This window comes from Cryobacterium sp. TMT1-3 (assembly GCF_004402315.1).
In the GTDB taxonomy this organism is placed as follows: Bacteria; Actinomycetota; Actinomycetes; order Actinomycetales; family Microbacteriaceae; genus Cryobacterium; species Cryobacterium luteum.
The window spans coordinates 137,070-152,775 of sequence record NZ_SOFW01000023.1 but is presented as its reverse complement, the minus strand read 5'-3'; the positions used below and the strand labels follow the sequence as shown (position 1 = coordinate 152,775).

The 15,706-nt window shown below is 66.5% G+C and carries 13 protein-coding genes; 8 read left to right on the top strand and 5 right to left on the bottom strand.

What is annotated here, in order from left to right:
• The first annotated feature begins 54 nt into the window (after positions 1–54).
• Positions 55–1,548, top strand: coding sequence for a sensor histidine kinase (locus E3O25_RS08810; RefSeq protein ID WP_092111617.1), 1,494 nt, complete (start codon positions 55–57; stop codon positions 1,546–1,548).
• 348 nt (positions 1,549–1,896) lie between these two features.
• On the opposite strand, the gene E3O25_RS08805 is transcribed toward E3O25_RS08810, so the two are convergent.
• Positions 1,897–2,145: a WhiB family transcriptional regulator gene (locus E3O25_RS08805; protein ID WP_035837005.1), complete on the bottom strand. Its 249-nt coding sequence runs from the start codon at positions 2,143–2,145 to the stop codon at positions 1,897–1,899.
• 259 nt (positions 2,146–2,404) lie between these two features.
• Here E3O25_RS08805 and E3O25_RS08800 point away from each other — a divergent pair, with 259 nt between their 5' ends.
• Entirely contained in the window at positions 2,405–2,788 is a 384-nt protein-coding gene (locus E3O25_RS08800; RefSeq protein ID WP_092111615.1) for a hypothetical protein, read from the top strand.
• A 54-nt stretch (positions 2,789–2,842) separates the two neighbouring features.
• Here E3O25_RS08800 and bcp read toward each other — a convergent pair whose 3' ends face one another.
• From bcp to aroA, 3 genes are read right to left on the bottom strand one after another with little or no spacing between them, the layout of a single operon-like run.
• Positions 2,843–3,322: a thioredoxin-dependent thiol peroxidase gene (bcp, locus tag E3O25_RS08795; protein ID WP_092111613.1), complete on the bottom strand. Its 480-nt coding sequence runs from the start codon at positions 3,320–3,322 to the stop codon at positions 2,843–2,845.
• 37 nt (positions 3,323–3,359) lie between these two features.
• On the bottom strand, positions 3,360–4,502 hold the full coding sequence (rsgA, locus tag E3O25_RS08790) for a ribosome small subunit-dependent GTPase A (RefSeq protein WP_092111611.1): 1,143 nt from the start codon (positions 4,500–4,502) through the stop codon (positions 3,360–3,362).
• Complete coding sequence (gene aroA / locus E3O25_RS08785; protein WP_134360954.1) at positions 4,503–5,864, bottom strand: 3-phosphoshikimate 1-carboxyvinyltransferase; 1,362 nt, start codon at positions 5,862–5,864, stop codon at positions 4,503–4,505.
• A gap of 105 nt (positions 5,865–5,969) precedes the next feature.
• On the opposite strand from aroA, the gene E3O25_RS08780 reads away from it, so the two are divergent.
• Positions 5,970–6,644, top strand: a complete 675-nt coding sequence (locus E3O25_RS08780; protein WP_134360953.1) for a sigma-70 family RNA polymerase sigma factor — start codon at positions 5,970–5,972, stop codon at positions 6,642–6,644.
• Entirely contained in the window at positions 6,641–6,883 is a 243-nt protein-coding gene (locus E3O25_RS08775) for a zf-HC2 domain-containing protein (protein WP_092111606.1), read from the top strand. The genes E3O25_RS08780 and E3O25_RS08775 overlap by 4 nt, the downstream gene beginning before the upstream one ends.
• Before the next feature lie 344 nt (positions 6,884–7,227).
• Here E3O25_RS08775 and E3O25_RS08770 read toward each other — a convergent pair whose 3' ends face one another.
• Complete coding sequence (locus E3O25_RS08770; protein WP_134360952.1) at positions 7,228–10,989, bottom strand: multifunctional oxoglutarate decarboxylase/oxoglutarate dehydrogenase thiamine pyrophosphate-binding subunit/dihydrolipoyllysine-residue succinyltransferase subunit; 3,762 nt, start codon at positions 10,987–10,989, stop codon at positions 7,228–7,230.
• Positions 10,990–11,170: 181 nt separating this feature from the next.
• Here E3O25_RS08770 and E3O25_RS08765 point away from each other — a divergent pair, with 181 nt between their 5' ends.
• From E3O25_RS08765 to E3O25_RS08750, 4 genes are all read left to right on the top strand, one after another.
• Positions 11,171–12,610 (top strand): GuaB1 family IMP dehydrogenase-related protein, encoded by a 1,440-nt coding sequence (locus E3O25_RS08765; RefSeq protein ID WP_134360951.1) that lies wholly within the window; start codon positions 11,171–11,173, stop codon positions 12,608–12,610.
• A gap of 135 nt (positions 12,611–12,745) precedes the next feature.
• A complete protein-coding gene (locus tag E3O25_RS08760) occupies positions 12,746–14,083 on the top strand; it encodes a hemolysin family protein (protein ID WP_134360966.1) in 1,338 nt (445 codons plus the stop codon).
• Positions 14,080–15,150, top strand: a complete 1,071-nt coding sequence (locus tag E3O25_RS08755; protein ID WP_092111602.1) for a hemolysin family protein — start codon at positions 14,080–14,082, stop codon at positions 15,148–15,150. The genes E3O25_RS08760 and E3O25_RS08755 overlap by 4 nt, the downstream gene beginning before the upstream one ends.
• A 118-nt stretch (positions 15,151–15,268) precedes the next feature.
• The gene (locus E3O25_RS08750) at positions 15,269–15,706 is read left to right on the top strand and encodes a VOC family protein (protein ID WP_134360950.1); all 438 of its coding nucleotides are present in this window, start codon (positions 15,269–15,271) and stop codon (positions 15,704–15,706) included.

Genomic DNA, 15,706 nt, shown 5'->3' with positions numbered 1-15,706 from the left:
TACTGCCACCACAGCGGGCTTCGGGGGAGCGCGCGGGGATCTAGGCTAGTGAGGGTGTCGACTCTCAGTGATCTCGTACTTGCCCAGGGCCGCAGCAGCGCGGAAGATGTGGACTGGCTGCACATGCTCGTTGCGGACGGCCAGCTGCTGGCTGACCTCGCCTTCGCGGATATCGTCGTGTGGGTTCCGACGAGTTCCGGCAACTTCGTGGCGGTCGCGCACGCACGCCCGTCGAGTGCCGCCACCCTGTTCTATCGGGACTTCGTCGGTCAGCAGGTCAAGGCCGAGTGGCGCAATCAGGTCACCGAAGCGTTCGAGACCGCCAAGATCGTCGATACCACGGCCCCCGACTGGTACGAGGAAACTCCCACTCGGGTGCGTGCCATCCCGGTGCTGCGTCGGCTGAGCACGACCGGTGCCGAGGTGGCGCCTTCCCCGGTGGCGGTGCTCACCCGCCACACCAACTTGAGTGAGGCACGTACGCCGAGCCGTCAGGAGCTCACCTTCAACGACTGCGCAAACGATCTGTTCGCCATGATCGCCTCCGGCGACTTTCCCGACCTCGGCGCCCCGACCGGGCCGCGCCGCGGCGCCCCGCGCGCATCGGACGGCCTGCTGCGGCTCGATGTCGACGGCCTGACCACCTTTGCCAGCCCGAATGCGCTCTCCGCATTCAACCGCATGGGCTTCGCCGAGGAACTCGAGGGCGAGTCGCTCGCTGAAGTCACCACCGGCCTGCTCACCGGCACCGCCGTCGTCGACGAGTCTCTGCCCCTCGTGGTTACCGGTCGCGCGCCGTGGCGCACCGATATCGAAGCGCGCGGGGTGACGGTGTCGCTGCGCGCGATTCCCATTCGCAACCGCGGCGAACGGGTCGGCGCGATCATTCTCTCCCGAGACGTCACCGAGCTGCGGCATCAGGAACGGGAGCTGATCACCAAGGATGCCACCATTCGGGAGATTCATCACCGGGTCAAGAACAACTTGCAGACCGTCGCGTCGCTGCTGCGCATCCAGGCACGGCGCACCCAGTCCGACCGCGCGCGCGAGGCGCTGACCCAGGCGATGCGGCGGGTCGCGGCCATCGCGGTCGTGCACGACACCCTCTCGGAGGGGCTCAGCCAGATCGTCGACTTCGACGCCGTCTTCGAACGGGTGCTGCTGCTGACGGTGGAGGTCGCATCCGCTCACAACACCACCGTGCATCCGAAGTCCTTTGGCAGTTTCGGAACGCTGCCGAGCGCGTACGCGACACCGCTCGCGCTCGTGCTGACCGAACTCGTCACCAACGCGGTCGAGCACGGCCTGGCCGGACGCGAAGGTGAGGTGTCGATCGAGGCGCAGCGCAGCGACGAGACCCTCACCGTGATGGTGCGCGACACCGGCGCCGGCCTGCCGGAGGGCAAGGTCGGTTCGGGCCTCGGCACGCAGATCGTGCGTACCCTCATTCAGGGCGAACTCGGCGGCACTATCGACTGGCACACCATGATGGGCAGCGGCACCGAGGTCACCATCGAGATCCCCCTGCGTTTCATGCAGGAGAATTAGCCCCGCCTTTTTCGTGGACGGGGCCCGGGCCCCGTCCATGGGCCCAGTTTAGAAACTGGGCCCACGTTCATAGGGTGGGCCCAGCAAGCGGATGCCGGTCGCGCGGCCGGAACGGACCGTGGCACTTCCGGAGACGGCCCGCGTGGACATGTTTCCGGGCCCGGTCCCGGAAACTGGGCCCAGATTAGATCATGGGCCCGGTTGCATAAGGTGCGCCCGGCAGCGGATGCCCGTCGCGCGCCCCGGGGGCGCCGCACGAGGGCGCCGGCGGGCATAAAAAAGCGAGCCCAGGCCCTTCCGGGAATACCGGAGGGCCGTAGGCTCGCGTTCTGTCGGTGCGCTGGCTCGCTAGGAGGCGCGGCGGGCGCGTGCGGCGCGGCGCTTGAGCGCGCGGCGCTCGTCTTCGCTCAGACCGCCCCAGACTCCGGAGTCCTGGCCGGTCTCGAGGGCGTACTGGAGGCACACCTCGGTGACGTTGCATCGAGCGCACACCGACTTGGCCTTCTCGATCTGGTCCACAGCGGGTCCAGTGTTACCGACCGGAAAGAAAAGTTCCGGGTCAGCGGTGAGGCAGGCAGCTTTATCGCGCCAGTCCATAGGGATGCTCCTTTTATTACATGGGTGCACGGCCGATTGGCCAGAGTTGCAGGGGTGATGACCGGTTGCAGGAAGATGGGATCTGCGCGATAACCGCGTTGAAACAGCTCACGTCCCTGTGAGCGTCAACCGGGCCTCAAATATCGTCCCATAATAGAGGTATCAAATCAATAGTTTTGTATGGCTTTTCGCTGTGAACAGCGGCTCTGGTACAGGGCGCCCAGCCTGGATTGACCTCCAGGCGCTTCGTCGTGCCCCCATGTTGGGGGTGTTCATCGTGCTGCTCACGCTGGAAGCACTCGCCCTCTGGGTCTTGAGCGCCTGGTGGGTGCTCGAACTGCTCATCGACACCCCCAACTCGGTAGGCGCCTCGCTCGCCCTGCTGGCCCTCACCGTGGTCGCTGCCGTGTGGGTCAGCGCCATCACCGTCGGGGCACTGCGTCGACGGCCGTGGATTCGCGGTGCCGCCGTGACCTGGCAGCTCGTGCAGGTCATGATAGCCATCGGCTGTTTTCAGGGGATCTACGCCCGGCCCGACGTGGGCTGGGCGCTGCTGCTGCCCTCGATCATCGTGCTCGTGCTGGTCTTCAACCCCCGGGTCGTTGCCGCGACCAGCCACGAGCCCGAGTCCGAAACCGACTGACCGGCTGGGCCCAGAGCGGCCGTGTGCGGGCCGTGACGGCCCGGTCGCTCAACCTCAGGCGTCGATGCCGAGCTTCTTGCGCAGGCTCGCGACGTGCCCGGTGGCCTTCACGTTGTACAGCGCGTGCGTGATGACGCCGGCCTCGTCGATCACGAAGGTCGACCGCAGCACGCCGGTGACGATCTTGCCGTACAGGTTCTTCTCGCCCCACGCGCCATACGCGCGGTGCACGGCGAGGTCGGTGTCGCTGAGCAGCGGAAAGTTGACCGCATCGTGCTCCTGGAACTTCTTAAGCTTGGCCGGGGCGTCTTTGGACAGGCCGAGCACCTGATAGCCGGCCGACTTGAGTGATCCGAGGTTGTCCCGAAAGTCGCAGGCCTGCGTTGTGCAGCCGGGGGTCATCGCCGCCGGGTAGAAGTACACGACGACCTTGCTGCCGGCGAAACCGCTCAGCGAAACGGATGCCCCATCCTGGTCGGTCAGAGTGAACTGGGGGGCCGTGTCGCCGACTGCGAGGCGTGCTGAATCCGTCATGTTTCCATCGTATCCGCGGCCGACCTGGCGAGCCGGCTCAGCGGGCGGGCGCGAACGTCGCGAGCAGGCGCTGCAGCGAGTCGAGGCGCACCCGGCCGGTGTCGCCGAGCTCGTCGGCCTCGACGGCATCGACGATCGCGCAGTCCGGCGAGCCGGGCAGGTGGGTGCAGCCGCGCGGGCAGCGCTCGGCGATCGCAGCGAGGTCGGTGAACGCCCTGAGGATGTTGTCGGTGTTGATGTGGCCCAGGCCGAAGGACCGCACGCCGGGGGTGTCGATGACCCAGCCGCGGCCGGCATCCGTTTGCAGGCGCAGTGACACGGTCGACGACGAGGTGTGGCGTCCGCGGCCGGTCACGGTGTTGACGACGCCGATGGCCCGGTTGGTGCCGGGCACGAGCGCGTTCACGAGGGTGGATTTGCCGACGCCGGAGTGCCCGACGAAGACCGTGTCGTGCCCGATCAGCGCCGCCGAGATCGCCTCGATCGGCATGCCGCCCTCACCGCTCTGGAACACGGGCAGGTCGAGGCCGGCGAAGTTGGCCAGGAACGCGGCCGGGTCGGCGAGGTCGGTCTTGGTGATGCACAGAATGGGCTTCACGCCGGCGTCGTAGGCCGCGACCAGGTAGCGATCCACCAAGCGGATGCGCGGCTCCGGGTTGGCGGCCGCGACCACGATGAGCATCTGGTCGGCATTGGCGACGATCACGCGCTCGACGGCGTCGGTGTCGTCGGCGCTGCGCCGGAGCAGGGTGTCCCGCGGCACGATCCGTACGATGCGAGCCAGGCTGCCCTCGGCGCCGGTGGTGTCGCCGACGATGTCGACGCGGTCGCCGTTGACGACGGCCTTCTTGCGCAGCTCGCTCGCCCTCGCGGTCGTAATGCGCCGTTCGGTGGGCAGGTTCTCGTCGAGCATGACGGTGTAGCGTCCGCGGTCGACCGAGAGGATGCGTCCGGTCAGGGCGTCCTGATGGCTCGGCCGGGTCTTGGAACGGGGCTTACTGCCCTTACGGCCGGGGCGCACGCGCACGCTCGACTCGTCGAACTCGGGTTCGTCGTCGTCGGCCGAGGACCACCAGGTGTCGCCGGCCTCCCCGGCCAGGTCGTCGGCCTCGCTGTGCCGGCCGGAGGCTGGATCGAGGTCACTGTCGCCTCGGTCTGAGGCGGGCGGAAGCGCGGCCATTTACAGTGCCGCTTCGGTGAGCATCGCGTGCCACAACTCGGGAAACTGGGGGAGGGTCTTGGCGGTCGTGCCGATGTTCTCCACGTCGACACCGGCCACCGCGAGCCCGATCAGCGCGCCGGCCGTGGCCATGCGGTGGTCGTCGTAGCTCAGCCACTGCCCGCCGTGCAGGGGAGCCGGCTCGATCTGGAGGCCGTCGGGCAGTTCGGTGACGTTGCCGCCGAGCCGGTTGATCTCGGTCGCGAGGGCGGTGAGACGGTCGGTCTCGTGGTTGCGTATGTGTCCGATGCCGGTGATCGTGCTGGGAGTCTCGGCCAGGGCGGCCAGCGCCACGAGGGTGCAGGCGAGTTCGCCGCCGGTGGAGAGATCCAGCGCGACGCCCTGAATGTGCTCGCCGCCGGTGACGGTGAGGCGGTCGCCGACCCGAGTGACGGTGGCACCGAAGCGTGGCAGCAGTTGCTCGAGGTCGGCGCCGACCTGCGTGGTGTGGGGCGGCCAGCCGGTGATCGTGACGCTGCCGCCGGCCACGAGCGCTGCGCAGAGGAACGGCGCGGCGTTGGAAAGGTCGGGTTCGAGGTCGACTGTTCGGCCGGCGAGTTCACCGGGTTCGATGATCCATTCGCCGACGTTGGGAGTGGCCACGATCACTCCGCGGGCGCGCAGGACCTCGATGGTCATCTCGATGTGCGGCAGGCTCGGCAGCCGGTCGCCCGAGTGGGTCAGGTGCAGGCCCTGCTCGAAGCGGGCGCCGGCCAGCAGCAGCCCGGAGACGAACTGGCTCGACGTGCCGGCGTCGATGGTCACGGCGCCGCCGGTGACCGCTCCACGGCCGTGCACGGTGAACGGGAGGGCGCGCTTGCCGTCATCGTTGATGTCGCCGCCGAGGTCGCGCAGCGCCCCGATGATGGGACCCATCGGGCGCCGGCGCGCACCGGCATCACCGTCGAACGTGGTCGGGCCGAGAGCGAGGGCAGCCAGCGGCGGCAGAAACCGCATGACGGTGCCGGCCAGGCCGCAGTCGATCGTGGTAGACCCGAGCAGTTCGACCGGCGGGGTCACGCGCAGGTCGGCGCCGAACGCGCCCGCACCGGGGACGGCCTCGATCGTGGCGCCGAGTTGCCGCAGCGCGTCGACCATGAGGTCGCTGTCGCGAGAGTGCAGCGGCGACCGCAACAGGGACGGTTCAGTGGCCAAAGCGGATGCCACCAGCTCCCGGTTGGTCAACGATTTCGAGCCCGGCAGGGCCAGGACCGCCTGCAGGGGGGCGGCGGTGGTCGGCGCCGGCCACCAGGCATCCGCTTCGGTCGGTGAATTGTCGCCGTACGGATCGAACTCCGGCTTGGAATATCTCGAGATCAACATCGGTTATCAGAATAGTCGGTGATAACAATCTGAGGGAGATCCGTAACGGTGTCAATGCTGTTGGAACGACCCCCGGCTGTGGGTATCAGCTTAGAATTGCCCGTGATGACTTCAGACACGCCGGTTTCCGCTGAACACCCTTCGAGCAGCGACCCAGAACTCACGCCTCCTGCACCGACCAAGGCCGAACTGCGCGAGCAGACCCGCGGATTGTTCGAAGAGCAGGTGCTGCCTTTTCTCGACCAGCTCTACGCGGCGGCCATGCGCATGACGCGCAATCCGTCCGACGCGCAGGACCTCGTGCAGGAGACTTTTGTGAAGGCCTTCGCCGCTTTCGCGCAGTACGAGCAGGGCACCAACCTCAAGGCGTGGCTGTACCGCATCCTCACCAACACCTTCATCAATCAGTACCGTAAGAAGCAGCGCGAGCCCTATCAGGGCACCATTGACGACCTCGAAGACTGGCAGCTCGGCGGCGCCGAATCAACCACGGCCACGTCGGGGCGTTCGGCCGAGGCCGAGGCGATCGATCATCTGCCCGACAGTGCCGTCAAGGACGCCCTGCAGTCCATTCCCGAAGACTTCCGACTCGCCGTGTACTTCGCCGACGTCGAAGGGTTCTCCTACCAGGAGATCGCCGAAATCATGAAAACCCCTATTGGCACCGTGATGAGCCGCCTGCACCGTGGCCGGCGACTCCTGCGCGAACTGCTGGCCGGCTACGCGGCTGAGCGCGGGCTGGGCCAGGGCCAGAAAACATCCAGGAGCGCAGACAAATGACCGATTGTGGTTGCGAGAAGGCCAAGGCCGAGCTCGAAGAATACCTGCACAACGAACTTCGCAAAAATGATGCGGCCGACATTCAGGAGCACCTCGCCAGCTGCCCCGACTGCAGCAGCGAGCACCTTGTCGGGCGCACCCTGACCGAGGTGATGCAGCGTGCCTGCAAGGAGACCGCGCCGGAAGACCTGCGCGATCAGGTCCTGATCAAATTGCGCGCCCTGCAGGCCTCGCACTAGTCAGCGCGGCGACGGTTCGACCTGGCCGAGAAGGAAAGCGGCGCCGGTCGCATCGGTTAGCTGGGCGACGGTTCGGAAATCGGAAATCCCAGGGCTCCCGCAGCACCGTGCCGCCCGGTTCGGGCATCCGCGCTGCGGCCGCCCGAATGTCGGCAACGCCCAGATAGACCTGCCAGCGTGACGGCACGCCCTCCGGCAGTATGGCGTCGGCGTCGTACACTCCGCCCGTCATCGACTCGACGTGGTCGAAGGTGCTGTACCGAAAATCGGCCGTGTCATTGAGCAACGGATACAGCAATGGAGGGTGACCGCAGTCACCCTCCATTGCCGCATCGGTGTCGCTGTTACAGCGTCAACGCCTCGCGCTGCAGCTTGGCCTGCTCGATCGCGTGGCGCTTGGCCGAACCGGCGGCCGGAGAGGCCGACGCGGGACGCGAGAACAACCGCATGGCGCGCGGGCCGAGCTTGCTGGTTTCCAGGTAGAAGAACGGCCAGGCTCCCTGGTTTTCCGGCTCGTCCTGCACCCAGGCCAGTTCGGCGTTCGGATACTGGGCGGCCACGTTCTTCAACTCCACGGCGGGAAGCGGATAATACTGCTCGACACGCACGAGGGCGATCTCGGGGTTCGGGTTCTTGTCGAGTTCGTTCAGCAGGTCGTAGTAGATCTTTCCGGCCATGAACAGAACGCGCTTGACGGCGTTCTTGTCGCTGATGCGGGCATCGTCGATGACCGTCTCGAACTTGCCACTGGTGAGTTCGGCCACGGCGCTCGTCGCGCCGCGCAGACGCAGCATCGATTTGGGCGTGAACACGATCAGCGGACGGCGCGGGCGCGTGTATGCCTGGCGGCGCAGCAGGTGGAAGTACGACGCAGGCGTCGACGGGCGCGCTACGGTCATGTTTTCCTCGGCACACAGCTGCAGGAACCGTTCGATGCGAGCCGACGAGTGGTCGGGCCCCTGGCCCTCATACCCGTGGGGCAGCAGCAGCACGACGGATGACCGCTGCCCCCACTTTTGCTCGGCAGACGAGACGAACTGGTCGATGATGGTCTGCGCGCCGTTGGCGAAGTCACCGAACTGAGCTTCCCAGAGCACGAGGGCGTCGGCGCGTTCCACCGAATACCCGTACTCGAAGCCCATGGCGGCGTATTCGCTCAGCAGCGAGTCGTAGATCCAGAACCTGGCCTGGTTGTCTTTCAAGTTGGCCAGCGGCAGCCATTCCTGGCCGTTCACCCGGTCGTGCAGCACCGCGTGACGCTGCACGAACGTGCCGCGGCGGGCATCCTGGCCGGCGAAACGCACGGGGGTGCCCTCCACCAGCAGCGAACCGAGTGCGAGCAGTTCGCCGAAGCTCCAGTCGATGTTGCCGTTGCGGCTCATGTCGAGACGCTTCTGCAACAGCTGCTGCAGCTTGTTGTGCACGGTGAACCCGGCCGGCTTGTTGTTGAACGCGTCACCGATGAGCTGGATGACGCTCTCGGGAACACCGGTCGTCTCCGGCTCGCCGGCGGCGTCTTCTCTGGCCTGCGCTTCAGACTCGGCCTTGGCCGCAGCGGCCATCTCCGGAGTGATGATCGGAATCGACGCGGTCTGCGCGGCGTGCGTCTCCATGAAGGCGCGCTCGAGGCGGTCCTGGAAGTCGCGGTGAGCGGCTTCGTATTCTTCCTCTGTAATGTCACCACGGCCGACAAGCGCCTCGGTGTAGAGCTTCCGCACGCTGCGCTTGGCCTCGACCAGGTTGTACATCAGCGGCTGCGTCATCGAGGGGTCGTCGCCCTCGTTGTGACCACGACGGCGGTAGCAGATGAGGTCGAGGACGACATCCTTCTTGAATTCCTGGCGGTAGGCGAACGCGAGTTCGCCGGCACGCACGACGGCTTCGGGGTCATCCCCGTTGACGTGGAAGATGGGTGCCTGGATGGTCTTGGCGACGTCGGTCGCGTAGACGCTGGTGCGGGCATCCTGCGGCAGGGTCGTGAAACCGAGCTGGTTGTTGACGACGATGTGCACGGTTCCGCCGGTGCGGTAACCGCGCAGCTGGGACATCTGCAGGGTTTCGAGCACGACGCCCTGGCCGGCCATCGCGGCGTCGCCGTGGATGAGGATGGGCAGGGTGGAGAAGGTGCCGATCGGCTTGCGGTCCTGCTTGGCCCGCACGATGCCCTCGAGCACGCCGTCTCCGGCCTCGAGGTGGGACGGGTTGGCGGCCAGCGACACCGGGATCTCCGCGCCGTCCTCACCGCGGAACATGCCCGTGGTGCCGAGGTGGTACTTCACGTCGCCGGAACCGTGCACGGTGCGCGGGTCCTGCGTTCCCTCGAACTCGCGGAAGATTTCGCCGTAGGTCTTGCCGGCAATGTTGGTGAGCACGTTCAGACGACCGCGGTGGGCCATGCCGATCGCGACCTCGTCGAGGCCCTGCTCGGCAGCGCCCTGCAGAATGGTGTCGAGCAGCGGAATGGTGCACTCGCCGCCCTCGAGGCTGAAACGCTTCTGCCCGACGTACTTGGTCTGCAGGAACGTCTCGAAGGCTTCGGCCTCGTTGAGCTTGGCGAGAATGCGCATCTGCTCGTGGTGCGTGGGCTTGACGTAGGACTTTTCCATCTTCTCCTGCACCCACTTGCGCTGGGCCGGGTCCTGGATGTGCATGTACTCGATGCCGGTGGTGCGGCAGTACGAGTCGCGCAGCACACCGAGGATGTCGCGCAGCAGCATCTGGCGCTGCGAACCGAATCCGCCAGTCACGAAGGAGCGGTCGAGGTCCCAGAAGGTGAGTCCGTGGGTGGCGATGTCGAGGTCGGGGTGACTGCGCTGCGAGTACTCCAGCGGGTCGATGTCGGCCATCAGGTGGCCGCGCACGCGGAACGAGTTGATCAGTTCCTGCACACGAGCGGTCTTGTCGACGGCGCTCGTGAGGTCGACGCTGATGTCCGGTGCCCAGTGAATCGGGTCGTAGGGAATGCGCAACGCCGAGAAGATCTCTTCGTAGAAGTTGTGCTGGCCGATCAGCAGCTCGTGCACAATCTTGAGGAACTCGCCCGAACCGGCGCCCTGAATGACGCGGTGGTCATAGGTGCTCGTGAGGGTGATGGTCTTGGAGATGGCCAGGCCGGTGAGCGTCTTGACGCTCGACCCCTGGAATTCGGCCGGGTAGTCGAGGGCGCCGGCGCCGATGATGCAGCCCTGACCCTTCATTAGACGGGGCACCGAGTGCACGGTGCCGATGCCGCCCGGGTTGGTCAGCGACAGGGTCGCGCCGGCGAAGTCGTCGGCGGTGAGCTTGTTTTTGCGTGCGCGGGTGACGAGGTCTTCGTAGGCGGCGAGGTATTCGCCGAAGGTCATCGTGTCGGCGCGCTTGATCGCCGGAACGAGCAGGGCGCGGGTGCCGTCGGGCTTGGGCATGTCGATGGCCAGGCCCATGCCGACATGCGCGGGGGCGACGACGGAGGGCTTGCCATCGACCTCGTCGTAGTACACGTTCTGGCTGGGGAACATCTTGAGCGCGCGAATCAGCGCCCACCCGATGAGGTGGGTGAACGACACCTTGCCGCCGCGAGCCCGCTTCATGTGGTTGTTCATGACGATGCGGTTGTCGATGAGCAGTTTGGCCGGAATGGTGCGCACGCTCGTGGCGGTCGGTACGGTCAGGCTCGTGACCATGTTGGTCGCGAGGGACTTCGCCATACCGCGCAGCGGTGAGACTTTGTCGTTCTTGACCGGTTCGGACTCATCGGTGACGACGGCCTGCGGGCTGGTGACGGGAGCGTCGGCGGGAACCGGGGCCGGCTTGGGCGCACTGGACGTGGTGCGGGCCGTCTTCTGGGTCTCGGTGACGGTGGCCGGCGCTGCTGCCGGCGCTGCAGCGACGGGCGCTGCTGCCGGGGGAGCGGATGCTGCCGGCGGGGCCGCCTGCGGAACCGTCACGGCAGCCGCCGGGGTGTTGGCGGTCTGGTGGTAGCTCTCGAGCACGGGCCACCACGATTCATCCACCGACTGCTTGTCGATGAGAAATCGTTCATACAATTCGTCAACGAGCCACTCGTTTGCTCCGAATTCGCCTGACGTTGTCTCGTCAGAAGCTCCACCGGTTACCTGGCTTGACACCGTGGGATCGCCCACTCTCTGCTTTGAATTTGGATGCCCTCGGCGCGGTCATTCGCCGGGCAATCTGCGTTTTCAGTGCGGCTGTCGCTGACGATATCGACCGTCAGGTCAGTCTGCCCATCTAGCCTAATCCCATCCCGCGCGACCATGAACACCCCCCTGAACGGCTAGCGTTCTTGGTATGCAGTTCTATGGAACGACGCCCAGCCACGATTTGACCTATTCCGACGTGTTTCTGGTGCCAGGTCAATCGGCCGTCACCAGCCGTTTGGACGTCTCACTGGCCCCGAATGACGGCACCGGAGCCACGATCCCGATCGTGTCGGCGAACATGAACTCGGTCACCGGTCCGCGACTGGCGGCCTCGCTCGCCCGGCGTGGCGGGCTCGGGGTGCTGCCGCAGGACATGCACCTGCAAGACCTGGACGCGGCCATCCACTGGGTAAAAGACCAGTCGGTTCGTTTCGACACGCCGTTCGTGTTCGCCCCGGACGACACCGTGGAACGCGCACTACGTCAGGTTCCGGCCGTGGCCGGGCAGGGCATCGTAATTCATTCCGACAGCGGTGACTACCTCGGCTGCATCGTCGCGAGTCGTCTGGCGACCGCTCTGCCCGATGCTCGCCTGGGCGACCTGCTGCACGGTGAACTGACCGCGCTCGACGCCGATGACGTCGACGGACCGCGCCGCGCCTTCGACCTGATGACCGAGGCCGATATCGACTTCGCCCCGGTGCTGCACCACGGCGTCGTCGTCGGAACGCTCAGCCGCAAGAGCGCCCTGCGCTCCACCCTCTACCAGCCGACCCTCGACACGCACGGCCGGCTCAAGGTCGCCGCGGCGATCGGCATCAACGGCGACGTCGCCGCGAAAGCCAGGGCGCTCGCCGCCGCCGGCGTGGACATCCTCGTGATCGACACCGCGCACGGCCACCAGGACGGCATGTTGCGTGCGCTCGGCATCGTCGCCGACCTGAACCTCGGGCTTCCGATCGTGGCCGGCAACGTCGTGACGAAGGACGCCGTGCGCGACCTGGTCGGCGCCGGCGCCACGATCGTCAAGGTCGGAGTCGGCCCCGGCGCCATGTGCACCACCCGCATGATGACCGCCGTCGGCCGGCCGCAGTTCTCCGCGGTGCTCGAAACGGCCACCGCCGCCCGCGAACTGGGGGCACACGTCTGGGCTGACGGCGGGGTGCGCTACCCGCGGGACGTGGCGCTGGCGCTGGCTGCGGGCGCGGCATCCGTCATGATCGGTTCCTGGTTCGCCGGAACGGCCGAAGCTCCGGGCACCCTCAATACGGATGCCCGCGGCGCGCTGTACAAGGAAAGCTGGGGAATGGCCTCGACCAAGGCCGTTCAGGCACGGTTCGAGCGCCTCGACGCCTACGACCTCGCCCGCAAAACCCTGTTTGCGGAGGGGATTTCAAGCTCGAAGATCTACCTCGACCCGCTGCGGCCGTCGATCGAGGACCTGCTCGACATGATCACCTCCGGGGTACGTTCCTCGTTCACCTACGCCGGGGCCACCTCTGTCGCCGATTTTCACGAGAAGGCGCTCGTGGGCATCCAGTCGGCCGCCGGCTATGAAGAGGGCAAGGCGCTGCCGGTTTCCTGGTAGCGCTGCTGCCGGGTGCGCGGCCAGGTGCGCCCGGTATACTCGGAGGAATAATGGACGACCCTCCCACCGCTGAACCCGCTTCTCACAAACCTTCGCCCGTAGCCGCTGGCGGTGACCTCCTTGTCTGAGCTGATCATGCTCGGGTTCGGACTTCTCCTGACCGTCGGAACGGGCCTCTTCGTCGCCAGTGAATTCGCCCTGGTGAATCTCGATCGCGCCGACCTCGAAGCCAGGCGCGATCGTGGGGAAACCCGCCTCCACCTCACCATCTCCGCGCTGAAGATCACGTCGACGCACCTGTCGAGCGCGCAGCTGGGCATCACCCTCACGACGCTGCTCACCGGGTACACGATCGAACCGGCCCTGTCGTCGCTGCTGCGCGGCCCGCTCACCTCGATCGGACTGCCCGTCGACCTGATTCCGGCGTTCGGCACCACCATCGCCATCGTGACGGCGACCCTGGTGTCGATGGTGATCGGTGAACTGGTTCCGAAGAACTTCGCCCTCGCCCTGCCGATTCAGACCGCGCGCCTGGTGATCCCGTTCCAGACCGTGTTCACGACCGTGTTCAAACCGGCCGTGCTGGTACTCAACAACAGCGCCAACGGGCTGCTGCGCGCCATTGGCATTGAACCGAAAGAGGAGCTGTCCGGCGCCCGCACCGCCGAAGAACTCTCCTCCCTCGTGCGTCGATCGGCCAGCGCCGGGCTGCTCGAAAAGGACACTGCCACCCTGCTGCACCGCACGCTGCTGTTCTCCGGCCACGACGCCTCCGACGTGATGACGCCCCGGCCGCGCGTGGCGAGCATTCATCGCACCGACTCGGCGCAGGACGTCATCGACCTCACGCGCGCCACCGGCTACTCGCGGTTTCCGGTCGTCGACGAGAGCGCCGACGACGTAGTGGGTGTCGTGCACGTCAAGCAGGCCGTGGCCGTGCCCCGCGGGCGACGAGCGGATGTGCCGGTATCGGCCCTGCAGACCGACCCGGTGCGCGTCCCCGAGACGATGAAGCTCGACGACCTGCTCGGCGAACTGCGCGGCCGCGGCTACCAGATGGCGATCGTCGTGGACGAATACGGCGGAACGGCGGGTGTCGTCACCCTCGAAGACCTGGTCGAAGAGCTCGTCGGCGAGGTCGCCGACGAGCATGACCGGGCCCGCGCCGGTGTGGTGCGTTCCCCCGATTCGCTGACCTTTCCCGGCATGCTGCGCCCCGACGAACTACTCGAACGTACGAGCGTCACCGTGCCGGAGCAGGGCCCGTACGAGACCGTGGCCGGTTTCGTCATGAGCGAGCTGGGTCGACTGCCGGTGATCGGTGACCGGGTGCCGGTGGGCGGCGGATTCCTCACCGTCGAGCGGCTTGAGGGACGCCGCATCGACCGGCTGCGTTTCACCCCCGAAGCCGTTGTGGAGCCCGCGCTGATGGCCGACACCAAGACTGATCGAAAGAAGGTGAGCGACAAATGAGCGACTGGGCCGGACTTGCCTGGCTGGTTGTGCTCCTCGCCGCCAACGCCTTCTTCGTCGGAGCGGAATTCGCCGTCATCTCGGCCCGCCGCTCGCAGATCGAACCGCTCGCCGAAGCCGGAAAACGCAGCGCAAAAACCGCGCTGTGGGCGATGGAACACGCGACCCTCATGCTCGCGACTTCCCAGCTGGGCATCACGGTGTGCTCGCTGCTCATTCTCAACGTGTCAGAGCCGGCGATCCATCATCTGCTCGAGGTGCCGCTCGGCCTGACCGGACTGCCCGACGGGTACATCGGCACCATCGCGTTCATCGTCGCGCTGCTGTTGGTCTCCTACCTGCACGTCGTGTTCGGTGAGATGGTGCCGAAGAACCTGTCGTTCTCGGTGCCGGACCGCGCTGTGCTGCTGCTCGCGCCGCCGCTCGTCTTCGTCGCCCGCGTCTTCAAACCCTTGATCGTCACCCTCAACGCCTGCGCCAACGGCGTGCTGCGCCTGTTCGGCGTGCAGCCGAAGAACGAGGCGACGAGCGCGTACACGCTCGACGAGGTCGCCACGATCGTCACCCAGTCCACCCGGGAGGGTGTGCTGAGCGATGGAACCGGCGCGCTCAGCGCGGCGTTCGAGTTCACCAATCTCAAGGTGCGCGACGTGGCCGTCAGCCTCGGCAAGCTGGTCAGCCTGCCGGAGTCGGCCACACCGGCCGATGTGGAGAAAGCCGTCACGCGTCACGGGTTCTCGCGGTACGTGCTCGCCGACGCCGAGGGCTTCCTCACCGGGTATGTGCACTTGAAGGATGTGCTCGACCTCGAAGTCGCTCCGGCCGGGGAAGCAACGCTGGCCGCGCCGGACAGTTACGCGGGGCAGATCCCGGCCAAGCGCATCCGTGCCTTGATCTCAATCTTCGAAGACACCGACCTCGAGGATGCCCTCGCCACCATGCGCCGCTCCGGCGCGCACCTGGCGCGGTCGTTCACCGCGGAGGGCGAGACCACCGGGGTGCTCTTTCTCGAGGACATCATCGAGGAACTCGTCGGCGAAGTGCAGGACGCCACCCGCCGCGAGTAGCCCCTCACGTTTCTGGACGGGGCCCGGGCCCCGCCCGGCTGCACGCCTCGCCAAGGCGGCGACACGGGCGTAAAATGCTTCCTGAAAAATGCACATTCGGTGCAGAAAGGGAACGCTCATGTTAAGTCAATTGGAAACCTACTCCGTGCTTCCCGCGCGTGATCTCGCGCGCGCCCGGCGCTTCTACAAGGACGTGCTCGGTATGGAACCGGTGGAGGAACGCGTGGAGGGGCTGCTCTACCGCACCCCGAAGGGCGCCGCCATCATGGTCTACGAGACCGAGAATGCCGGAAACGCGACGAACACTGCGATCGGCTTCGACACCGACGACATCGATGCCGAGGTTGCGGTGCTGCGTGGGCGCGGCGTCACGTTTGAGGAATACGATTTTCCGGGGTTGAAGACCGAGAACGGCATCGCGACGACCAACGAGGATCGTGCGGCCTGGTTCACGGACACCGAGGGCAACATCATCTGCGTGTCGCAGACCGTCGCCTTCGGCCGCGGCGAAGCGCGCGAGCGTGAGGGCACCGCCAACTCAACGGTCAGTGACTGA